Consider the following 22,029-nt stretch of genomic DNA (forward strand, 5'->3'; position numbering starts at 1 on the left):
TTTTTTGTAGAGACGCGATCGCAATTCCTCTAACTACCTGATTAATCACCTCTCTACAATAGAACAGCAGTGGTTTGCAATCAGGGGGCTTATTATGCTGGAACATGATGTGATTATTGTCGGGGGTGGATTGGCGGGATGTCGCGCTGCTCTGGAAATTGCCCGCACTGACCCTAGTTTAAATATTGCTGTGGTTGCCAAAACCCACCCAATTCGTTCCCACTCGGTGGCGGCTCAAGGTGGTATGGCTGCATCGTTGAAAAATGTTGATTCAGAAGATAGTTGGGAAGCACACGCTTTTGATACTGTCAAGGGTTCTGATTACTTGGCAGACCAAGATGCTGTAGCAATTCTCACTCAAGAAGCGCCAGATGTGGTGATTGACTTGGAACATATCGGCGTTTTGTTCTCTCGCTTACCCGATGGGCGCATTGCTCAACGGGCTTTTGGTGGACATTCTCACAACCGCACTTGTTACGCTGCTGACAAGACCGGTCACGCAATTTTGCACGAATTGGTTAACAATTTGCGGCGTTATGGGGTGCAAGTTTATGAAGAGTGGTATGTGATGCGTCTCATTTTGGAAGAAAATGAGGCTAAGGGTGTGGTCATGTTTCATCTTTTGGATGGACAGATAGAGGTGGTACGGGCTAAGGCGGTGATGTTTGCCACTGGGGGCTATGGCCGCGTTTATAATACCACCTCTAATGATTACGCTTCTTCTGGTGATGGTTTGGCAATGACTGCGATCGCAGGTTTGCCCCTCGAAGATATGGAATTTGTCCAGTTTCATCCCACTGGTTTATATCCGGTAGGGGTGCTGATTTCGGAAGCGGTACGGGGAGAAGGGGCATATCTGATTAATAGTGAAGGCGATCGCTTTATGGCGAACTATGCACCCAGTCGCATGGAATTGGCTCCTCGTGACATTACCTCACGAGCGATTACTTACGAAATTCGCGCCGGACGTGGTATTCATCTCGATGGAAGTGCTGGTGGACCCTTTGTCTATCTGGATCTGCGCCATCTGGGTAAAGAAAAAATTATGAGTCGCGTTCCCTTCTGTTGGGAAGAAGCCCATCGTTTGGTAGGTGTGGACGCGGTAACTCAACCTATGCCAGTCCGCCCGACAAATCACTATTGTATGGGTGGTATCCCAGTTAACACCGATGGTCAAGTTCGTAGTAGTGGCGATGGTTTAGTTGATGCTTTCTTTGCTGCTGGTGAAACATCTTGTGTTTCCGTACATGGTGCCAATCGTCTGGGTAGTAATTCACTGCTGGAGTGTGTAGTTTATGGTAAGAGAACTGGGGCTGCGATCGCCAAATTTGTGCAAAAACGTAAGTTACCCTCTCTAAATGAGCAACATTACATAACAGAAGCCCAACAACAAATTCAAGCTTTGCTAGAACAACCAGGACAATACCGCATTAACCAAGTCCGTCAAGCCTTGCAGGATTGTATGACTGAGTACTGTGGTGTTTTCCGTACTGAGGCATTCATGACTGAAGGTTTGCAGAAACTAGAAGAAATACAACAGCGATACCCTCAGATTTATTTAGATGACAAAGGTAGTTGCTGGAATACGGAACTTGTAGAAGCCTTGGAACTGCGAAGTTTGATGGTAGTGGGACAGACTATTTTGGCATCAGCCCTGAATCGTCAAGAAAGTCGTGGCGCTCATTTCCGCGAAGATTATTCTCAGCGAGATGATGCTAACTTTCTCAAACACACAATGGCTTACTATTCACCAGCTGGAATTGATATTCAATATCGACCGGTGGCCATCACCATGTTTGAACCAAAAGAGCGGAAGTATTAGTTATGGATGAAGTGTGAAAGATGAAGGCTGAAAAACTTTATCTTTCATACTTTATTTGATAAGTTAGACAGAGTATTTGAGAATTACAAATACTTGACTAAGGAGTTATAAATAGGTCAAGATATCTAACCAATTCTCCAAGGCTAGGAACACTATTGACAAGTTGCATATATAAAAACTCATAATCTAAGCTTGAAACAATTGTATTCACCTGATTCCTTTGCTTTTTGTAAGCTCTACCTACAAGTTTATAAATCAAGTCCATATCATTAGCAGGATGAGGTCTTGTCTCCATATCATCAGTTTGAGGGTTAAATCCAAAAGTCGCTTGAATTTTGTCTGGAGTAAGACTTAAATCTATTTTCATGAAATGATTCCATTCTGCTAAAAACCATGACTCTATTTCCATGACAGCAAGAACTAGATGAATAGGAATCGTCCCTTTTGGTAAGAAGTAGTTCAAACGACTTTGTAGTTTTAGTTTTTCAGCTATGGGTATTGGATAAACATCTCTTAATCCTATTACTCTCTCAAAGCCAGATCCAATTAAAGAAGCATACTGATCCCTCATGTCTGAAACAACGCTGTTGTCACTACATGAGTTATAAACTAAGACATAGAATTTTGTTTGAGAAGTAATATTATCCCTCATTATTAAGGTAGTAATTCTACTTCCTAGTTTACCGCTTACAGAACTCTCATCTATTGCAATGTTATTCTTTCCAGCAATCTCTTTAAGCAATGTTCTTACAAAAATCTGTTCTGTTTGCCCCTCCACAAAAATAGCTAGCTTTTTCACTGCTCTATCTGCTCCTGATTACCAAACCCTTCTACATAGAATTGAGTGGCAAAGAAATCGAAATTGTTTAGACCAGTGAATTTAAAGTCTTCAAATATTTGCTTTGAATTATCTATATTGTGAAGTTTAGCTAATCCTGGTTTCCTCTCAATCACTGACCAATACTCTAAAGGAACACCATTCATGATAAAGCGATCGTTAGTGGTCATAACTAGCTGAACTAATCCAGTCTGCGCTTTACTGATAAGTAACTTAATCATCGCTGATGATCTTTCAAAGTCGAGTCCTTCTCCAATATCATCTATCAATATACAACTAGGCTTTTTAGCTAAAAGAGAGTAGTTTATTTGAATGATTAGAGATAAGGCTCTAAACATACCTTGAGATATTGACACTTGTTCAGTTTTATTTTGTAGATCATTTTCCTGAACATAAAGACATTGTATTTCTACATATTGTAATGACACTTCATCCTCTTCTTCAGAAAATATAACTGATGGTGTTTGAGTGCCAATTTCAGATATGTTGTAACCTATAGATAACATATCTGACTTGATAGCTTCAATAAAATCAGGACTTATTTGAGCTTTTCCTAACTTAAATATATCAATTACGTTATCTGCATCTCTTAAATTTATCTTTTTTCTTTTTTTAATAGAGTGATCAACCGCAAGATTTTTCCTACCTAAGTCTGTTCCAAACTGGTAGTAATTCAAGGAACTTGCCCAATTGTAAATTTCATCAAAAACAGGATGCTGGATAGAATCTCTCCGTTGGAAAGCAGCAACCTCATCAGTAGGGGTCTGAAAGTCAATAGATTTTTGTAGTTTTTCAGCCCAAACCAGACCCACACCTGATTCATTTCTATCAAGGTAATTCTTAGAACCAATAGTGAAACTCTCTCTAACTACCTGACCTTTATCAACTGTCAATATGTAGACTTTCTTGTTATCTGCGTTATCAGAATCGAAAGTTAATTTCCACTCTCGCGATATACGATCAGGTCTTAAACTTGCGTCACCAGATAGTAAACCCGATATCAGATTGATAGCTCTCAGTATTTTCGATTTACCAGAGGCATTTTTACCAACAATCAAGTTTACATTATCTAACTGACAACCATCTAAACCCCACTCACTTGGTAAATCTTTGTCCTGACAATATTCTACTAAGTCTAATTTCATGTATTTTTAATTCCTCCAAGTAAGATTTTTTAGAATTTACGTCCCTACCGCTACCTTTATGGAATTTAATAATAAATCAAACGGTCTTATAGCCTGTGTTCCTTAGATCGACTTAAGTTTTAAGCATTTGGAACTTCTCTATAAAACCCTGAATTTAATGCTTTAGCATAAGAGGGGCGGTAGAGCCGAATTTATTTACAAGTTCTAATGATTATGATGAATTACGGTGACATTTACTTAGTACATTCCATGAGCAAGGCTCATACTAAATTCTAATGCTATTCATAACGTAAAACATTAGTTTGATATAGGATTCCTATTTGATTTTTGAACAAAATTAGGTACTGTAGGGTGCGTTAGGATGAAATCCGTAACGCACCATTCGTAAGGATTTGGTGCGTTACGCTGTCGCTAACACACCCTACGTATCTTTTTGAAAATCAAATAGTAGTCCTATAGTTTAAATTGCCGCTTAGTACAGGTTTGCGTAAGTTCGTAGCGAATTAACTTTTGAGGATAGGGTGAGCAACAGGAACTACCCTCAAACATCCAATATATGATTGTCAGCAAAAAATCCACAGGGTTCTACGATCGCACCTGCCGAATCTGAGTTAAATTCTTTAAAGACACTGATTGAGCAGTAAGGGATTTGCGGGTTAATAGTGTCCCAACCAAACGGGTTTCGACTGCGCTCAACCCTCAGCCGTCGAGAGTTGAGCGCAGTCGAAACTCGGTTTACTGGTACTTTATTTTCACGCAAGTCCCTAAGTGCAAAGATATTTTCTGTATGCCGTAAAATTCTTACTATAAAAACCAAGATTTCTATTTAAAATATGAATAATTCACAAACTTGGTATATTGTCAAGCGTTCTGGTGGAAACTGCGAAGTTATCCCCAGCGACGAAGTTGGGGACGATAATCTAGAGATTATAGAACAGTGGGGGCCTTTTAGTTCGCAAGCAGAAGCGATCGCTCGTCGGGTTGGACTTATTAGGGCTGGAAAGTGCCAACCAGTTTAAGTTAGGAGTAGAAGTTAAGAGTTAACAATGATGGTTTTTATTCCTAACTCCTCACTATTTACTCCTAACTTTATTTTTCTGCTGTGGGTGTGCCCTTAGCAGCAATTTTTTTACCTATCACTTCCACTGCTTTAGCGAATTGAGGGTCTGCTAGGGTAGCGATTTTGTCACGTCCATGAAGCCACAATTCCTGGATTTGCTGTTTGGTCAAATCCACCTTCACATCTGGTTCAATGCCTTTATGATTGATATCTCTACCACTGGGGGTATAATAATGAGCAATTGTCACCGCCAATCCTGAACCATCTTCTAGGGGACGGACAGATTGCACCAGTCCCTTACCAAAGGTTTGAGTGCCGACCAAAGTAGCACGCTTATTATCTTGCAAGGCCCCTGAGAGGATTTCACTGGCACTGGCTGAACCTTTATCTACCAGTACCACCAACGGTTTATTTGTCAAGGCTCGTCCATTGGCCTCTTCCTTTTCTGCCTCTCCTTGGCGTTCAACGGTGGAGACAATCTTACCTTTATCTATCCACATCCGGGCAATATCCACACTGGAGAAGAGTAAGCCACCGGGATTACCACGCAGATCCAGAATATATCCAGCTACCTTTTTGCTTTCTAAATCTTTGATGGCGGCTTGCATTTCCTTACCAGCATTGGCGCTGAACTGGTTCAAGCGAATGTAACCAAGATTCCCTGCTGGAGTTTGCTTTTGGGAATACTTAACTGGATGGATTTCAATCCGCGCCCGTTTGATGTCAAACTGTTTTGTCTGAGCGTCGCGTTGAATAGTTAGGCTGACTTGGGTTCCTGCTTCACCCCTAATCAAGGATACAGCCTGATTGGTATCCATCCCCTTAGTATCTTTGCCGTCGATTTTCAGGATGACATCTTTCGCCAAAACACCAGCTTTAAAGGCTGGTGTATCTTCAATTGGCGCAATTACAACCAGTTGCTTGGTTTTTTCATCTTGACCAATTGTGATCCCAATTCCTGTGAGTTCTCCAGAAGTATCCACTTGCATACTCTTGAATTCCTCTGGGTCCATAAACCGGGTGTAGGGGTCTTGTAGCTTTTTCAGCATTTCCCGAATGGACTTATACGCTTCTTGCGGATTACTGTAGGACTTGCTCAAGTATTCCTTACGAACAGCCTGCCAATCGACCTGATTAAAAGTACCATCTACATATTGGCGCTGAACAATTTGCCAAACTTCATCTACTAATTCTTTAGGACTTGCTTTAAATAAAGCCTGACCTCGCGAATGAATGCCAAGGCTAGTAACAGCGATCGTGGAGAGTGTCACTGCCGTAGCACCCAAAACAAGCCTACTTTTTGTAATCACCATAATGACAGCTGCGTCAGAGGGAAAATATATAGTCAGTATGCTCAATCTAACACAGGCTACCACTGTACAGACGGAGTATGTATTCTAATTTAAACAAAATACTTGACAATCTGGCGAATTGGGGAGTGGGGATTGGCATGGGGCATTGGTTATTTTTCTTGTCTCCTTTGTCCCCCTCATCTCCCCCTGCTTCCCCTGCTCCGATTAAGGTTCTACCCAGCGTTCATCTGCCTTAATCAGGTTAATTAATTCCTCTACACCTTTATCTTCTGGGACTTTTTTAATTTCTTCTCGGCCACGATACAAAGAAATGTAACCAGGTGTTTTGCCAACATAACCATAGTCGGCATCTGCCATTTCTCCGGGGCCATTGACAATGCAACCCATAACTGCGATGTCTAACCCAGTTAGGTGTTTAGTGGCTTCCCGGACTTTGTGCAGCACTTCCTCTAGGTTAAACAAAGTGCGTCCACAGGAAGGACAAGCGACGTATTCCACCATCGTTTTTCGCAATCCCAAAGCTTGGAGAATGCTGTAACAGACGGGAATTTCTTTTTCTGGTGCTTCTGTAAGTGAGACGCGAATTGTATCACCAATGCCATCAGCAAGTAAGGTAGCAATACCAGCCGTGGATTTAATTCGCCCGTATTCGCCATCACCGGCTTCCGTAACGCCTAAATGTAACGGGTAATCCATACCCAGGTCATCCATCCGCTTGGCGATGAGGCGATAGGCGGCTACCATCACCGGTACTCGTGAGGCTTTCATGGAAATTACCAAGTTGCGGAAATCCAAAGATTCACAGATGCGGATGAATTCTATGGCAGATTCCACCATTCCTTCGGGGGTGTCGCCGTAAGTAAATAACATCCGTTCCGCGAGGGAACCGTGATTTACCCCAATTCGCATCGATTTACCTTGGTCGCGCAAAGAAACTACTAGAGGTTCTAAGGTTTCGCGGATTTTATCGCCAATTTCGTCAAATTCGGTTTTAGTATACTCAGTTCGATTGACGTTTGGCTTTTCAAACACATACAAGCCGGGATTAATCCGCACTTTCTCTATATGCTTGGCGACTTCCACAGCGATTTTTAGCCCATTGTGATGGACATCAGCCACAATTGGCACGTCTTGGTAAGTTTCAATTAATTTTTGTTTAATTTCTGCTAAAGCTTTAGCATGAGCCATACTCGGCACCGTGACGCGGACAATTTCGCAGCCAATTTCGTGCAGACGACGAATACCAGCCACGGAACCATCAATATCAAGAGTGTCTTCGTTAATCATTGACTGCACCACAACGGGGTAGCCGCCACCAATAGTGACATTTCCCACCTGTACAGGACGGGTTTTACGCCGCTTGATAGTTGTATCAAAGGTGGTTTGACTGGATGTGATGCTTGAAGTGTTTACTGTGGGCAGAGTTTGCATAACCTGAGTAGGTAAATTTGCTGTCGCTAAAATATCAGATTTAATAAATCTCTGTTTCTCAGATTGCCACAGCTAGAGCTTTTTTGGACGATTAGTATAGAAAAAAAATCGAGAATGAGACAGGCAAAGAATTGAAGGGGGCAGGAGGGGCAATTCACTGATAGGATTCGACACTTCGACGTTGCTTAGTGACCACCTTTCCTGAGTTAGAGCCACTAAACGTAGTTCGGTATGGGTATTAAACCCAACACCGATTTGGTCACGGCAGTTATTGCTGATAGCGCAGCGTAAAGCCTTCGGCATAGCTTCTCTACGAGAGGCTGTGCCAACGCTTAGAGCGAGTCCGTGAACATCGGGCTGTTTTCCTCCAGCAATAACTGCCCTTTGCCTCCTGTCATATCATGTCCGTATAAATAGTTATGATTCCCGCAGTCATTGCACCCCACCCCCAACCCCTAAGAGCTTGCGGGGAGGGGAGACAAAGCGTAGCTTTGGCGGGGTGGGGTTCTTCGGGTTTAATAAGTAATCAAGCGGACATGATATCATTCCTCGATCAAAAAGGGCGAGGAAGACACACCCCCGGAAGCATAAATATTTTCTGTACGTCTTAGTGTAGTTCTTACAACACCTTACACTGTCCATGATGCCGTAACAAATGGTCACACAAAACTAGCGCCACCATCGCCTCAACCATTGGAACTGCACGCGGTAACACACAAGGATCATGCCGCCCTTTTGCTGCTAATAGCGTTTCTTCACCTTCACAAGTTACTGTTTTTTGCTCTTTTCTAATTGTCGCCGTCGGCTTAAATGCAACTCGTAAAATGATATTTTCCCCGTTGGAAATTCCCCCCTGAATCCCACCAGAACGGTTAGTTACAGTGCGAATTTCACCCTTTTCATCAATATAATATTCGTCGTTATGCTCAATTCCCGTTAACAGCGTCCCCCCAAAACCGGAACCAATTTCAAAGCCTTTGCTAGCAGGGAGAGACATCACACCCTTAGCGATATCAGCTTCCAATTTATCAAATACTGGTTCGCCCAAACCTTTCGGGACATTACGCGCCACACATTCTACGACACCGCCGATAGAATCACCTTCTCTACCGACTTGCTCAATTAATTCAATCATGCGATCGCTACATTCAGCATCGGGACAGCGAACGATGTTGCTTTCCACTTGTTCTAAGGTGACAGTATTTGGATCAACTACAGCTTCCAAGTCTTTGATGCGCTTGACGTAACCGATAACTTCGACATTGGCAACTTGACGGAGAATTTTTTTAGCGATCGCACCTGCTGCTACTCTGCCAATTGTCTCACGCGCTGACGACCTACCCCCACCTTGCCAATTGCGAATGCCATATTTTGCATCATAAGTTGCATCCGCATGAGAAGGGCGATACTTCTCGGCCATCTCGTCGTAGTCTTGCGAACGAGCGTCTTTGTTCCGTACCAAAATCGCTATAGGCGTTCCTAGTGTTTTACCTTCAAATACCCCTGATAAAATCTCGCAGGTATCCGCTTCTTTGCGAGGGGTGGTAATTTTACTTTGTCCCGGTCGCCTTCTATCTAATTCTACTTGAATTTCTTCTGCCGAAATTTCCAGTTGTGGAGGACAACCATCAATCACAACCCCCACACCCCCGCCGTGAGATTCACCAAAAGTAGTGATGCGAAATAGATGACCAAAAGTGTTGCCCATGATTTTGAAGAAAAAGGTGAGGCTTATGTATTCTACCTAGACTTATTGAAAAAGTTAATGTGCAAAAGGTTAGCCAAAATTTATAATATTAAGATATGTATGTCAAATTTAATTTATTCAGGTAAAGCATCTAAATCAACTGACTTAGTTTGCCATTTTGCTGCATCAAGCTTTTTTAAATACTCCTTTATTAATTTATATTCATCAACAGAAAATGTTGGCGACTCTGTATGTTCATCAACTTTCTCTTTTTCTTCAGATCCATTTTCTATGTTTAAATAATAACCACCACCAAAAACATCATCCCAGATGCCTAATTTTACTACAAATTCGCCACTATTTGCCTTCCCTACCTTACTAGAAAAAGTATCGATATCATCTTCATAAACACTGTATTCAAATTCCCAAGTTTTCCTAATTACACCGTTGTGTATTTTGTCAAGTAGTTTTTTTATATATCCTATACGATTTCCTTCTGGTTCTATAATATTCATAATATTTTTTTCTTTAGCATCTTTCTCTTGTTGATTGACTTGCTCAATTAAAGAGTTCGCCAAAGCAAGACGTTCTTTTGCTTTGAGCAATATTTCTTGTTCCATTCTTGATAGATTTATACTTTTTAGCTCCAAAAGTTCTACTAGCTGTCTGTAAAGGTCTACACTTTTTTGATAATTTTCTGGATGTTTCAGTTGTTCATCACAAGCATTCAAAGTATCAATAGCAAATTGATAATTTCTATTCTGACAATGATGATTAAAGGCATCAATATAATCTATTAAATCATCTTCCCAATCCCAATTTTCTAGCCAGTCACCTTCTATATCATCAACATAAAGATGAATATACTCTGAACCATAAGTTTGTTTATCACTCTGTAATTGTTGGGATGCTTGCAGAGACTTATCATCTACCTGAGAGTTGGATTGATTATAAATGTTTCTATTATTCTTCATTTTGCTATTTATGGAAGACTATAGAGGCACGAAATTCAGATGGGCGATCCCTACTCTCTTTCAGGATAGCATCTGTTAACATAAGTAGATTGTCTGGACGGTTGACTTCAGGATTATGAGCAACTAATAAAGCTCGTTTAATACACCAACACGACAGAGTACTGTTCCATCGCTGTTGCTCATTTATAAAATCTGGGTTGCGTTGTCCATCCCGAAAGATGGGAATGCCTTTTAGCTGGACAAAAACAGGCTCAAATTGACTAGGAACATGGCTTACAAGTAAATCTGTTGCCATTGACAAATCTAGAATATAGCGATGTGAAGCACTACCGTCAGACCTAGCATTAATTTTTTGAGTCAGTGCAAGAATTAAGTTTTGATCATTACCTTTATACTCTTCTAATAATAGTTTTTCTATCCAGTAGGAAAATTTTGGATCTTCCTTACTCAACCAATCAGATAACACTACGCTGTACCAGTAATACTCGGTCAATGATATATTCTTTTGCTGGTAAAATTCTTGTATTTTTTCTTGTGGTAAACTTAAATAAGTTTGAATATCGTAATAAAATTCGTTTAGGAAATCAATTAAAAACTGTTTCTTATCAATGAGTTCATTCTTATATTTCAACAGTGTAATTCCAATTTCATTAATCCGAGTTGCCAAGTTAGGTTCTATAAACAAGGACTTCCGTCTTAGTTCTTTTAACCTGGGCTTAATCTCATTCGCATGTAGTCTAATTCTGTCTGGGGTCAAGCAAAATCTCCATTAGCTTAGTTAATTCTATACCATAGTAAATTTAAAGAAACTTTTTGACTTAACAAAACTCATAAAATCAAAAAGCGCCCCCCTTTCGGAGAGCGCTTTTTGATTTAGCTAAACTTTCAGAATTAACCGTTGATCGCAGGAGCGGTTAGAGCCACAGGAGCAAAGTCACCAGCAGCCAAATCTAGAGGGAAGTTGTGAGCGTTGCGCTCGTGCATTACTTCCATACCCAGGTTAGCCCGGTTGATTACATCTGCCCAAGTCGCAATTACACGACCTTCAGAGTCAATGATTGATTGGTTGAAGTTGAAACCGTTCAAGTTGAACGCCATTGTGCTGACACCCAAGGCGGTGAACCAGATACCGATTACAGGCCACGCTGCTAAGAAGAAGTGCAGTGAGCGGCTGTTGTTGAATGAAGCGTATTGGAAGATTAGACGACCGAAGTAGCCGTGGGCTGCAACGATGTTATAGGTTTCTTCTTCTTGACCGAATTTGTAACCGTAGTTTTGTGACTCGGTTTCGGTGGTTTCACGAACTAAGGAAGAAGTTACAAGTGAACCGTGCATTGCAGAGAACAAACTTCCGCCAAATACACCTGCTACACCTAATTGGTGGAAGGGGTGCATCAAGATGTTGTGTTCTGCTTGGAACACGATCATGAAGTTGAATGTTCCGCTTATTCCCAAAGGCATACCATCTGAGAAGGAACCTTGTCCGATGGGGTATACCAAGAAGACTGCGCTAGCTGCTGCTACTGGTGCAGAATAGGCGATCGCAATCCAAGGGCGCATACCTAAGCGGTAGGATAGTTCCCACTCACGACCCATGTAGCAGAATATGCCGATGAGGAAGTGGAAAATTACCAATTGGTAAGGACCGCCGTTGTACAACCACTCATCTAAGGAAGCTGCTTCCCAAATGGGGTAGAAGTGCAAACCGATAGCGTTGGAGGAAGGTACTACTGCACCAGAGATGATGTTGTTTCCGTAGATCAAGGAACCTGCAACAGGTTCACGGATACCATCGATGTCTACTGGAGGTGCTGCGATAAAAGCGATTACGAAGCAAGCGGTAGCGGCTAGTAGGGTGGGTATCATTACTACCCCGAACCAACCGATGTAGATGCGGTTATTGGTGCTGGTGATCCAGCTACAGAACCGCTCCCATACGTTGGCGCTTTCGCGACGTTGAATGGTTGCTGTCATTGTTTTATAAGTGCTGTTATTTGCGAATGAATTAGGTAGGTTTGACTACCTGTTACACATCTTAAGTAATTTATTGCGTTTTGTAAAGTACTTTCAGAAAAATTTTTTCTTGGGATTTACGCACCCACAACAAAGTCCCTCAATTCACTGAATTGGGGGACTTTGGGCAGTGCCATTTTAGATTTTGGATTGTGAAAATGCTGGCTCTTTGGATATGGACTCTAAACCCGCTTCTGGCAAAGGTGGACGCACAGATAAATAAATCAATGGGCCAAATAGTGGTATCAACGCTATTAACCAGAAAAACTGCGGATTTTTCCAACCGCGACGCGCCATATCATCCCCTAGTAATGTGGGAAAGAGTAGGGAAAGTAGACAGAAGTCTATGCTCATCACATGGATGAAGCGGTTAGTTTGCCACTCTTGGACAAAACTGCCCCAATCTCCTCCTCTTAAACCGTAGGCAACTAAAATAACCGTGGCTACTGTCAACACCAAACCAGTCACACGAGAATCTAGCACCTTGATTAAGGTATTCTTTTTACCGAGAAACTGATTATTGGGTTCTCGTAGGGTTAAGTACGGCAACAAGGCAAAAGCACCAACTGCGAAAGATGCAGTAGCAAACAGCCAACCAGGTATTTTTTGCCCTCTGCCATCAATAAACACTACTGCACTGTAGATCAGAGGCCAGATACCCATGAGGTTGAATAGTGTTATCACTAAGGGGTTAACGCCTTGCCACTGCCCAATAGAAAGGTTTTTAATTAACTCGAATGTACCGGGTTGCTCAGGAGGCGCGAGAAAAAAAGCATAGACAGCGAATCCCAGCCACAGCAAGCCAAAGGCGATTTTTCTAACCATGAAAGATTTAGGTAGTATTAATTATTGTTTTTGCCACTACAAATTAGGCTATCTGCTTGCTATTATATTGTTGATTCACCTAGACCCGTAGCGGCTTGTCCCTAAATCTCATCTGAGTAGGATTTAAGGATTGAAATAACTGAAAGCTTCTGAGAGGTAATCAGCAGCAGATGCTACGACTGCGATCGCACTTTCATAATCTAGGCGCGTTGGTCCCAAAACTCCCACACTTCCTACGGGTATAGAACCTCGGCGATAGTTGGAAGAAATCAAGGTGCAGGTGCGTATCGGTTCTAGAGGATTTTCTGCGCCAATGCGTACTGTTACCTTTGGTTTACCTCCATCTTCCGGCTCTGCTTCCTCAAATATTAATCGCCACAGTTGGTCTTGTTCTTCTTCCAACAGGTGGATAATCGTTTGTACTTGCTGTAACTGGGAAAATTCTGGCTGGCGCAAAACTTCTGACACACCCCGAATCATAATTTGGGTTGCAGTTGGTGCAAGAGTACGACGAGTCAATTCGGCGACTGAATTTTTCAAAAATTCCCCATAACGTTGGAACTCCTGATCTAGTTCGCTCCAGTTGAGGTGAGCTAATTCCAACAGACTTCGCCCCCGCAAGTGGCTATTCAAAAAGTTAGAAACAATTTGTAACTCGCGATCGATTACCTCAGAATCTCGTTCTGTTTCTTCTGGTGTTGGCGACAAATCCATCAACTTGGAATGTGTCTCATAACCATCAGTCACCACAATCAGCATGATCCGCCCCGCTTCAATTTGCACTAATTGCAGATGTCGCAATAGCGCTGTAGTAGTTTGCGGCATAGTGATCAAGCTAATACAACCACTCAAGGTTGCTAAAATTTGCGCGGCTCCTTGCAGTAGGGTTTCTAAACTCTGATCTTCACACTGGAGACGCTTTTGCAGTGCTACTTCTACTTCTCGCCCTAAAGTTTCCGTACCACTTCCCTGCGGGACGCTGCGCGAACGTGGAAGCAAGCTACGCGTAGCGTCTGTCTGCGACACGCTGCGCGAACGCAGAGAAGGTGTCATTAGCTGGTCAACATAAATGCGATAGCCTGAATCTGAGGGTACACGTCCAGCAGAAGCGTGTGGTTGGTAGAGCAATCCAGACTTTTCTAAAACGCCCATCACATTGCGAATTGTCGCAGAGCTTACACCTAGATCGTACTCTTCAACTAAAGCCTTTGAACCAACTGGCTCTGCCGTAGCAATGTAGTGACGTACCGTTGCCCAAAGTATATGCTGTTGTCGATTTGTTAACTGAACTTCCATTATGGTATGTTTTGCTGAAGGCAAATTTTAATCAAACTCTGACAAAATTCGGAGATTTAATCGAAAACAGAAAATATTAATAATTGATTAAGATAGCAAATTATATAACTATCTTATGATAAGTATTTTTAAAGTTGATGTATATACAGTATTTTCCAGAGTAGGCTAGAAACAGAAGGTCAACTTTTTCTGGCAAAAGCTGCTAATTATAATCTACCCTTACGATGCTTCTTTCTAACCGTACTTTCGCACAAGTTTTCACTTGCAACAGTATTATTAGATACGTATTTTTTGCAAGGGCTAATGCTGAAGTATGATTTTGACCAGTCGAAAACTTTTGTGCAGATGTACTTAATGCCCAAATTCCAAGCTTTCCAGCAAGCGTCTCAAGTGATGTACTACTTCTTTTAGTATAGCAAAAGCCAGATGGAAGAGTGAGTTCCATCTGAGCAAAAGCTAATATTTGGGAATTGAAGGGTCTACTAATAAAGAATAGGCATCAATACCACCCGAAATATTTTGCACGTTTGTAAAACCTTGAGCAATCAACCACTGGCACATTTGGGCAGAGCGGATACCGTGGTGGCATAGCACAAGGGTTTCAGCTTGGGGATTGAAGAGGGTAGGTACTTGATCTCCCCATTCGGCAAATTGACTCAGAGGTAGGTTGACAAAGCCCTCAATGCTAGCGATCGCCAATTCTTCTGGTTCACGCACATCTACTAGCTGAATACTTGCATCACTAGAAGAAAGACGTTGCGCCAGTTCTTCTACACTAATTTGGTTCATGAGTTCCCTGTCATGAGGTTTTCGTAAACAGTCCCAACACTATTTATGGTGACAGAAAATCTCTGCCTTGACATCAGCATCCATTCTTAAGAGGGTTGATTAATTTTGCTAGGCTTTCTGCTTAAATGGCTGTAAATCGTCTTTTTTAATAGGTTTAATGTGAATAGGCAACGTTCATCTATCGGTTTTATCGTCGCTGGGGCGATCGCACTGCTAGTAATTGCGATCGCAAGCTTTTACTGGTTTTTCGCCAAAAGTCCGGCTAACCTTATTGCTTCCACCTCCCAGGCTGGTGCAGCCATATTCGTGTCGAAACTTTCCCCTGTAATGGTTTCATTCCTGGCGAATCCTGACAGTTTACAGGCGTTGGAGCGGGAAGAGGAACTATCTAAACTCAAAACCAGTTTATTTGCCAAGAGTGGCATAAATTACAAAGAAGACATTCAACCCTGGTTAGGGAACGAAATTACATTAGCTATCACTACCTTAGATATTGATCGCGACTTAGAAAACGGACAGCAACCAGGGTATTTATTGGCACTAGCAACCAAGCAACCCGAGAAAAGCCGCGAGTTTGTTGAGTTGTTATTTTCCAAACGGGCGTTATCTGGAGCAAACTTAGCTGTTGAACAATACAAAGGCATAAAGCTGATTTCTGACAATTCTCAACCAGAACAACAGTTACTTGCTGGTGCTGTTGTTGGCGAAGGCTTTGTGTTATTTGCCAACGATCTTAAAGTATTGCGAGATGCGATTAATAACGTCCAAGCGCCCGATCTGAATTTGACTAGCTCTCCCGAATACCAAAAAGCTACCAAAGAATTGCCCAAAGGGGGTTTAGCTGTAGCTTTCTTGAATCTTCCCATTGTAGCAAAATGGCAAGGGTTGGAGTTACCAGAACAACTTTATAACAGCCAAATCATATCCTTGGCGTTAAACCCCAAAGGATTGCTAGCAGAAACCACCTTTCTGACTTCATCAGAAATTGTCCCTCCATCTGCACCGCTATCTAAACCTGTGGGAGCATTGCGATATATTCCAGCATCAGCAGGTTTAGCAATTTCCGGCTCAAATTTGAGTAATTTGGGTGACAGTGATTTAACTAAACTCTGGAGACAAGCAACAGCAACTCTATATGGTTCTGGGGAAGATGTGATTTCTCGGCTAGCAAAACCTTTGGCGGATGTTCAAAAACGCTGGGGTATAAACTTACCAGAGGATATTTTTAGCTGGGTACAAGGAGAATATGCCATTGCATTGTTACCAGAGAAAGAGCAAACAACACCTCATTGGATTTTTGTGGTGGAAAAATCTGAAGGTGTAGAAAAAGGCGTTGCTCGTTTAGATGCGATCGCCTCATCCAATGGACTCAGTATCAATCCTTTAACTATAGATCAGCAAAAAATCTCTGCATGGACAGAGTTAACCACGGCTACAAAAAAAAGTGATGTTAAAGAAGGAGCAACTTTCAGCATTGAAACAAAAGTGCGGGGATTGCATACAACTTTAGGAAATTATGAAATTTTCACCTCTGATTTAGAGACGATGGATGAAATTCTTACAACCAAGGATAATTCCATAATTGACAATCCCAATTTCAAAGATAGTATCGCAGCAATTCCCTTACCAAACCAAGGCTATATATATCTTGACTGGACAAAAAGCCAGAATTTGTTAGAGCGCCAAGTACCGATTCTAAAACTTGTGGAAGTTTTAGGCAAACCGTTTTTTAATAATCTGCGATCGCTCACAGTTAGTAGTTATGGAACTGACACGCGATCGCTTAAAGGTGGCGTTTTTTTCAAACTCCATAATTCGTGAGATTTCCATAAAAGCTCAGGTGTAGAAAGTAAAAAATAATTTTCTACCTTCTACACTTTCTTACCCTATGATATTTACCTCGATTTTCTCTAGTATTTGCTATTTTTATTTGTAATCTTTGGATAGGTACTGGCTACTGGCATAGCAATTAGCTGCTTGCTTTCAAAGCCGTTACTTGTGGCACATTTTAATGTGGCACAAGTAACTGAAATTTCACTGGAATTTTTTTATTAGAATATGTATATATAACTACTATAAAAGCCTGTTGGAGGGCTACTATGAAATACTGTCGCCCCCGACTTCAGTTTAGCGGTGGTTGGTTGTTGGCTATACTTACCGTCATCACACCTACCCCTGTAATAGCAGAGACAGCAAATTTTGGCACTTTCAATTTATCAACAAACTTTAATCCAGCACAAGGAACAGTGCAAGGGTTTACAGGCGGTTCATACTCATTGTCTGCCATAAGTAACCGCGATCGCGATCAAAAAGCCTGTGTTGGCTTTGCCGATCCCAATCCAGATCATATTATGGTTTTGGAAAAGGACTTTTCCCAGCTAACAATACAAGTCGATAGCAACAACAATGACACGACTTTACTCATCCAAGGCCCAGATAAAACTACAATTCGTTGCGGTGATGACACTGGCAAAAGTAAAGATGCTAGCGTTAGCGATCGCAACTGGAAAAGTGGCACCTATCGGATTTGGGTAGGTACATTTAATCCTGGAGTCAAGTGGGATTATACTCTGAAAGTAGAGCAGCAGTGAAGTAGAGACGCGATTAATCGCGTCTCTAGAGGAGTTAGGAGTTAGGTATTGGGAAAAATTCATGCCCCATGCCCACTTTCCCTGAGCGGAGCCGTTCGCGTAGCGTCTCGTAGAGAAGGGATGCCCCATTCCCCATTGCCCATTTTTACGTGTAACACCTGAGAGGATAATATGGGAGAGTAGCTTGTTGTGCTTTCCGAGGGTGCTATCTCGTGCTATCTATACTGCGTGCTGACTTTCGTATCATATTTGAACGTGACCCAGCTGCCCGTAACTGGTTGGAAGTTTTATTTTGTTACCCTGGTTTGCAAGCCCTGCTATTCCATAGGCTGGCTCACTGGCTGTATACTCTTGGTCTTCCCTTTATTCCGCGCCTGATTTCTCACTTGGCTCGGTTTTTCACTGGAATTGAAATCCACCCTGGGGCAACAATTGGGCAAAGTGTGTTTATTGACCACGGTATGGGTGTAGTAATTGGTGAAACTGCGATCGTGGGAAACTATGCCCTAATTTATCAAGGTGTCACCCTTGGGGGTACTGGTAAAGAATGTGGTAAGCGCCATCCCACTGTCGGTGAAAATGTCGTAGTCGGTGCTGGAGCGAAGGTACTAGGCAATATCCAAATTGGTAATAATGTCCGTATTGGCGCTGGGTCTGTTGTTCTCAGGGATGTCCCTTCAGACTGTACTGTGGTAGGGGTGCCTGGGCGCATCATGTATCGTTCTGGAGTTAGGGTTTCACCTCTTGAACACAATAACTTACCAGATTCAGAAGCTCAAGTAATTCGTGCTTTAGTAGACCGGATTGAGGCGTTGGAAGAACAAATACAAACTCTTCAGCGCACCAACTCTTCTGCAAAAACTCCTGTTTTAGTGGGTTGTTTAGTCACCAAAGAGGATGAACTAACCCACGATATTCGCTGGTGCAACCTCAAGGATAAGACCATCCAGGAATTTCTCGATGGTGCGGGTATTTAAAAAAGTGAGAAGTTAAGAGTGAGGAGTGAGGAATAAAAATCATCAATGTCAGGTTTGCACCTTCCAACTCCTAACTCCTAATTGACAATATTTAAGGATTAATCGCTTGGCTAGACCACTCTTGTTGGTCATGACGATGGTAAAGCGATCGCGTTTGTGGTTCGCCGCGTAATTCTAAGTGATCTACCTGCATCGGATCGAGTAGCAGTAGACAAAAATTAGGTACTGGCTGCACGGGGTCGGGTGCTGGTGGTGCAAAAACTTCTGGGGTTTTTACTCTGGGTTTACCAGGATGAGGCCAAGCAAACTGTAAACGCGCCGCATCACTCAATTCTTGCCACATAGCGATCCGCGCTAACTGTAAATCTTGGTGAAAATCATCACCGCTTACCAAGGTCAAACAACCTGTGATGCGGAATTGTTCTCGTGTATTGGGGAAGTACCAACAAACTTCTGCCCAAGGTTGTTGCTGTATCTGATCGGCTTTGGCGCTACGAGTATCGGTGATAAATTTTAGCTGGTTGGTATCTTGTAGAAAGCCGCGAAAGACTAGGGTACGATTAGCGGGGCGACCATTCGCTTGTAACGTTGCTAGTTGTAGGTAACGGGCATAAACAAGGCTACGGTTGCGATGGAGTGCATGGGCGATCGCACCTCGCCAAGGAGCAAGAGACATTATACAATTCTGTTGGTAATCTAAAGCCAGGTATTCCTGAACATACTATCACTTCAATAATCTTAGTTGAGCGCCAGTTATTCCTAAAAGTTCTCTAACGCCAAGAAGCTTTAAGATTCCGGTGCTGTAAAATATGTATATATAAATTCTTCATATAAATAACACCTGATGAGTTCCTTACCCGCTAATCGTGCTAATACCCTCAAAGCTGCTTTTCGTGTTTGTGATGTAGCTCCTTTAGTGAGTAATAGAGACATTGAACGTTATTATGTTAACTTATCAAAAGTTCGCAAGACAGAGGCAATTAATACTATTAAAAAACGCTTAGACTTTCTGGAACCCGCAGAATTTTGCAGTCTTCTATTTACTGGACATCGGGGATGCGGTAAAAGTACAGAATTAAGAAAGATTCAGCAAGAATGGGAATCTCAATATAAAGTTATTTATATTGAAGCAGACGCTGAACTAGATATATTAGATGCAGAATACACAGATTTATATTTAGTAATTATTAAAAAAGTTGCTGATGTCCTATACACATCGGAATTAAATTTTGATGCAAAACTTTTAACTAATTTTGAGTCTTGGTTTAAAGAAATTACTCAAGAAACTGAACAAACAGTTGAAAGGTCAGCAAGTATTGGTGCTGAGGCTGAAGCAGGAATAAAAATTCCCTTTATTTCAAAGCTGTTGGGTAAAATACAGGCTCAAATTAAAGGCGCTGACAAACAAAGAAAAACGGTTCGTCAGAATTTACAAAAAGATATTGGTCGTTTACAAGCAGATATAAATTTGTTGTTAGGTGATGCTTTTGTCAAGCTTAAATCAAAATATCCTGAATATGAAAAAGGATTTTTAATTATTTTTGATAACTTAGACAGAGTGCCTCCAAATGTAGCTAAACATTTATTTTGTGATTACGCATTTCAATTACAAAGTCTACATTGTACGATTATCTATACAGCACCAATTTCTATTGTCTATTCTGAAAATAACTTGAGTAATTCTTTCGACACTCCCAATATTGTGCCGATGGTCAACATATATGAGTTTGAACAAGACAAAACCGATCTAGATCATAATGACGATGGTCTAACAGCAATTACGAGTTTAATTGAACAAAGAGTTGAAGTAGATGCAGTATTTGAATCGCGTCAACTATTGGTAGATTTAGCGAAAGCAAGCGGTGGTCACATCCGCCAATTGATGCAAATAGCATCACAAGCATTTCTTACAGCCGCAACTCGCGATCGCGAAAAAGTTACTGCCGATGATATCATCTATGCAATTAAGCAAGAACAGTTTAATTTTGAGCGGAGTATATCAACAGAATACTATTCGGCGTTGGCTGCGGTATGTGTAAATAAGGATGTTTCTAAAGATGAACTAGGCAGGTTAATGCTGTTCAGTCTTTGGGTTTTTGAGTACAACGGCACAAATCGCTGGAATTATGTTAATCCAGTTGTGAGGCAAATCCATGCTTTCCAAGAAGCACTCAAATCAGCTACAAGTAACCCATGATTTAAATTTAGCAAAAGAAACTTTTTTGCAAATAAATCAGCAGTCATTAGCGGAACTGTTAACCTTTATTGACTTTGCTGACACTCAGTTAACGATTGGGTTCGTTGCTGTTAATTTTGCTGAAGATAGAAATACTTTAATTGAAATCCTTGACAACCATCCTGGATGTCATGATATTCAGTTTGAAATTCTCAATTTTTCTGCTCCTAATTTGCGTTTTTTAAGGGATGAAATTATTCGTGATTTAAAAGAAGTTCATTTAGAACCAGATAAAAAATTAGTTTTAATTGTTATGGGTTTAGAAAAGTCTATTGGTTTATCTGGAAAATATCCGCCTGTACTCCAAGACTTGAACTTTGTCCGAGACGCTTTTACTAATAGTGTTCCTCACCCTATACTGATATTTTTGCCAGATCATGCCCTAATGCGTTTGGCAAAATATGCCCCAGATTTTTGGGCATGGAGAAAAGGAGTATTTTATTTTCAAACAGTCCAGTCTACTCAAGACTTGGCTATTGAAAAAACTATTCAGTCTGAGAGAATATTAGGAAGTTTAGATTTACCAGAAAGGCAAGAGCGGATTGATTTACTTGAGCGCTTGCTAATGGAAGAATCAACAGATATACGCACCCGCATTACTATTTCAAAGGAGTTAGGTGCAGCTTACAGCAGTATTGGTGAGGCGAAAAAAGCAGAAGATTTTTTGCTACAAGCTTTAGAGTTAACTGAAGAAGATGAAAATTTAGTAGGAGTCAAAGCCAGCGTTCTCCACGCACTAGGAATTCTCTACGCCGATAAAGGGGAAGTGGACAAAGCGATCGCACTCTACAATCAGTCTTTGTCAATAAAAGAACGCATTGGTAATGTCCAAGGCAAAGCGGCGACGTTGCACGAACTGGGACGTATCTACGCCAACAAAGGGGATGTGGATGAAGCGATCGCACTCTACAATCAAGTCCTTGAAATTGATGAACGCATTGGTAATGTCCAAGGGAAAGCGGCGACGTTGAACTGTCTGGGAATGATCTACGCCAACAAAGGGGATGTGGATAAAGCGATCGCACTCTACAA

General features: G+C 41.6%; 20 protein-coding genes. 7 read left to right on the forward strand and 13 right to left on the reverse strand.

Features of this window, described 5'->3' with window-relative positions:
- Positions 1-94: 94 nt before the first annotated feature.
- Positions 95-1,822, forward strand: coding sequence for a succinate dehydrogenase/fumarate reductase flavoprotein subunit (locus V7K97_RS28845; RefSeq protein ID WP_334804373.1), 1,728 nt, complete (start codon positions 95-97; stop codon positions 1,820-1,822).
- Positions 1,823-1,919: 97 nt separating this feature from the next.
- Here the strand turns inward: V7K97_RS28845 and V7K97_RS28850 are convergent, their stop codons facing one another.
- From V7K97_RS28850 to V7K97_RS28860, 3 genes are all read right to left on the reverse strand, one after another.
- Positions 1,920-2,621, reverse strand: a complete 702-nt coding sequence (locus V7K97_RS28850) for a DUF4276 family protein (protein ID WP_334804374.1) — start codon at positions 2,619-2,621, stop codon at positions 1,920-1,922.
- A complete protein-coding gene (locus V7K97_RS28855; RefSeq protein WP_334804375.1) occupies positions 2,618-3,805 on the reverse strand; it encodes an ATP-binding protein in 1,188 nt (395 codons plus the stop codon). Before V7K97_RS28855 ends, V7K97_RS28850 begins: the two co-directional genes overlap by 4 nt.
- A 541-nt stretch (positions 3,806-4,346) precedes the next feature.
- Complete coding sequence (locus tag V7K97_RS28860) at positions 4,347-4,622, reverse strand: hypothetical protein (RefSeq protein ID WP_334804376.1); 276 nt, start codon at positions 4,620-4,622, stop codon at positions 4,347-4,349.
- 16 nt (positions 4,623-4,638) lie between these two features.
- Between V7K97_RS28860 and V7K97_RS28865 the strand changes: the two genes are divergently transcribed.
- On the forward strand, positions 4,639-4,824 hold the full coding sequence (locus V7K97_RS28865) for a DDE transposase family protein (RefSeq protein WP_334804377.1): 186 nt from the start codon (positions 4,639-4,641) through the stop codon (positions 4,822-4,824).
- A gap of 70 nt (positions 4,825-4,894) precedes the next feature.
- Here V7K97_RS28865 and ctpC read toward each other — a convergent pair whose 3' ends face one another.
- From ctpC to V7K97_RS28910, 9 genes are all read right to left on the reverse strand, one after another.
- Positions 4,895-6,178 carry a carboxyl-terminal processing protease CtpC gene (gene ctpC / locus V7K97_RS28870; protein ID WP_334804378.1) on the reverse strand — a complete coding sequence of 428 codons (1,284 nt, stop codon included), beginning with the start codon at positions 6,176-6,178 and terminating at the stop codon, positions 4,895-4,897.
- A gap of 204 nt (positions 6,179-6,382) precedes the next feature.
- On the reverse strand, positions 6,383-7,609 hold the full coding sequence (gene ispG / locus V7K97_RS28875; RefSeq protein WP_334804379.1) for a (E)-4-hydroxy-3-methylbut-2-enyl-diphosphate synthase: 1,227 nt from the start codon (positions 7,607-7,609) through the stop codon (positions 6,383-6,385).
- Positions 7,610-8,228: 619 nt separating this feature from the next.
- Positions 8,229-9,317, reverse strand: a complete 1,089-nt coding sequence (gene aroC / locus V7K97_RS28880; protein ID WP_334804380.1) for a chorismate synthase — start codon at positions 9,315-9,317, stop codon at positions 8,229-8,231.
- A gap of 113 nt (positions 9,318-9,430) precedes the next feature.
- Positions 9,431-10,270 (reverse strand): hypothetical protein, encoded by an 840-nt coding sequence (locus V7K97_RS28885; RefSeq protein ID WP_334804381.1) that lies wholly within the window; start codon positions 10,268-10,270, stop codon positions 9,431-9,433.
- Positions 10,271-10,274: 4 nt separating this feature from the next.
- Positions 10,275-10,955, reverse strand: coding sequence for a hypothetical protein (locus V7K97_RS28890; protein WP_334804382.1), 681 nt, complete (start codon positions 10,953-10,955; stop codon positions 10,275-10,277).
- A 206-nt stretch (positions 10,956-11,161) separates the two neighbouring features.
- Positions 11,162-12,244, reverse strand: coding sequence for a photosystem II q(b) protein (gene psbA / locus V7K97_RS28895; RefSeq protein WP_334804383.1), 1,083 nt, complete (start codon positions 12,242-12,244; stop codon positions 11,162-11,164).
- 177 nt (positions 12,245-12,421) lie between these two features.
- A complete protein-coding gene (locus V7K97_RS28900) occupies positions 12,422-13,108 on the reverse strand; it encodes a DUF2834 domain-containing protein (RefSeq protein WP_334804384.1) in 687 nt (228 codons plus the stop codon).
- Positions 13,109-13,231: 123 nt separating this feature from the next.
- Complete coding sequence (locus V7K97_RS28905) at positions 13,232-14,404, reverse strand: HrcA family transcriptional regulator (RefSeq protein ID WP_334804385.1); 1,173 nt, start codon at positions 14,402-14,404, stop codon at positions 13,232-13,234.
- Positions 14,405-14,860: 456 nt separating this feature from the next.
- Positions 14,861-15,193 carry a rhodanese-like domain-containing protein gene (locus V7K97_RS28910; protein WP_334804386.1) on the reverse strand — a complete coding sequence of 111 codons (333 nt, stop codon included), beginning with the start codon at positions 15,191-15,193 and terminating at the stop codon, positions 14,861-14,863.
- A gap of 159 nt (positions 15,194-15,352) precedes the next feature.
- Between V7K97_RS28910 and V7K97_RS28915 the strand changes: the two genes are divergently transcribed.
- The 3 genes from V7K97_RS28915 to cysE all read left to right on the forward strand — a co-directional run bounded on the left by V7K97_RS28915 (position 15,353) and on the right by cysE (position 18,761).
- Entirely contained in the window at positions 15,353-17,014 is a 1,662-nt protein-coding gene (locus V7K97_RS28915; protein WP_334804387.1) for a DUF3352 domain-containing protein, read from the forward strand.
- Between the two features lie 278 nt (positions 17,015-17,292).
- Positions 17,293-17,784 (forward strand): hypothetical protein, encoded by a 492-nt coding sequence (locus tag V7K97_RS28920; protein ID WP_334804388.1) that lies wholly within the window; start codon positions 17,293-17,295, stop codon positions 17,782-17,784.
- 212 nt (positions 17,785-17,996) lie between these two features.
- Complete coding sequence (gene cysE, locus V7K97_RS28925) at positions 17,997-18,761, forward strand: serine O-acetyltransferase (protein ID WP_334804389.1); 765 nt, start codon at positions 17,997-17,999, stop codon at positions 18,759-18,761.
- A 91-nt stretch (positions 18,762-18,852) separates the two neighbouring features.
- On the opposite strand, the gene V7K97_RS28930 is transcribed toward cysE, so the two are convergent.
- Positions 18,853-19,437 (reverse strand): Npun_F5749 family FMN-dependent PPOX-type flavoprotein, encoded by a 585-nt coding sequence (locus V7K97_RS28930; protein ID WP_334804390.1) that lies wholly within the window; start codon positions 19,435-19,437, stop codon positions 18,853-18,855.
- A 168-nt stretch (positions 19,438-19,605) separates the two neighbouring features.
- Here V7K97_RS28930 and V7K97_RS28935 point away from each other — a divergent pair, with 168 nt between their 5' ends.
- Positions 19,606-20,958: a P-loop NTPase fold protein gene (locus V7K97_RS28935; protein WP_334804391.1), complete on the forward strand. Its 1,353-nt coding sequence runs from the start codon at positions 19,606-19,608 to the stop codon at positions 20,956-20,958.
- On the forward strand, positions 20,915-22,029 hold a 1,115-nt coding region (locus V7K97_RS28940; protein WP_334804392.1), incomplete at its 3' end, for a tetratricopeptide repeat protein. The genes V7K97_RS28935 and V7K97_RS28940, both read left to right, overlap by 44 nt.

Origin of the sequence: Nostoc sp. (assembly GCF_036917815.1) — a bacterium.
Lineage (GTDB): Bacteria > Cyanobacteriota > Cyanobacteriia > Cyanobacteriales > Nostocaceae > Nostoc.

Excerpts from the sequence above, each read along its gene's own strand:
- V7K97_RS28855 (WP_334804375.1), bottom strand. The coding sequence starts at position 3,805 with ATGAAATTAGACTTAGTAGAATATTGTCAGGACAAAGATTTACCAAGT.
- V7K97_RS28920 (WP_334804388.1), top strand. The coding sequence starts at position 17,293 with ATGAAATACTGTCGCCCCCGACTTCAGTTTAGCGGTGGTTGGTTGTTG.
- V7K97_RS28930 (WP_334804390.1), bottom strand. The coding sequence starts at position 19,437 with ATGTCTCTTGCTCCTTGGCGAGGTGCGATCGCCCATGCACTCCATCGC.
- V7K97_RS28905 (WP_334804385.1), bottom strand. The coding sequence starts at position 14,404 with ATGGAAGTTCAGTTAACAAATCGACAACAGCATATACTTTGGGCAACG.
- V7K97_RS28935 (WP_334804391.1), top strand. The coding sequence starts at position 19,606 with ATGAGTTCCTTACCCGCTAATCGTGCTAATACCCTCAAAGCTGCTTTT.
- V7K97_RS28885 (WP_334804381.1), bottom strand. The coding sequence starts at position 10,270 with ATGAAGAATAATAGAAACATTTATAATCAATCCAACTCTCAGGTAGAT.
- V7K97_RS28865 (WP_334804377.1), top strand. The coding sequence starts at position 4,639 with ATGAATAATTCACAAACTTGGTATATTGTCAAGCGTTCTGGTGGAAAC.
- V7K97_RS28910 (WP_334804386.1), bottom strand. The coding sequence starts at position 15,193 with ATGAACCAAATTAGTGTAGAAGAACTGGCGCAACGTCTTTCTTCTAGT.
- ctpC (WP_334804378.1), bottom strand. The coding sequence starts at position 6,178 with ATGGTGATTACAAAAAGTAGGCTTGTTTTGGGTGCTACGGCAGTGACA.
- aroC (WP_334804380.1), bottom strand. The coding sequence starts at position 9,317 with ATGGGCAACACTTTTGGTCATCTATTTCGCATCACTACTTTTGGTGAA.
- psbA (WP_334804383.1), bottom strand. The coding sequence starts at position 12,244 with ATGACAGCAACCATTCAACGTCGCGAAAGCGCCAACGTATGGGAGCGG.
- ispG (WP_334804379.1), bottom strand. The coding sequence starts at position 7,609 with ATGCAAACTCTGCCCACAGTAAACACTTCAAGCATCACATCCAGTCAA.
- V7K97_RS28900 (WP_334804384.1), bottom strand. The coding sequence starts at position 13,108 with ATGGTTAGAAAAATCGCCTTTGGCTTGCTGTGGCTGGGATTCGCTGTC.
- V7K97_RS28845 (WP_334804373.1), top strand. The coding sequence starts at position 95 with ATGCTGGAACATGATGTGATTATTGTCGGGGGTGGATTGGCGGGATGT.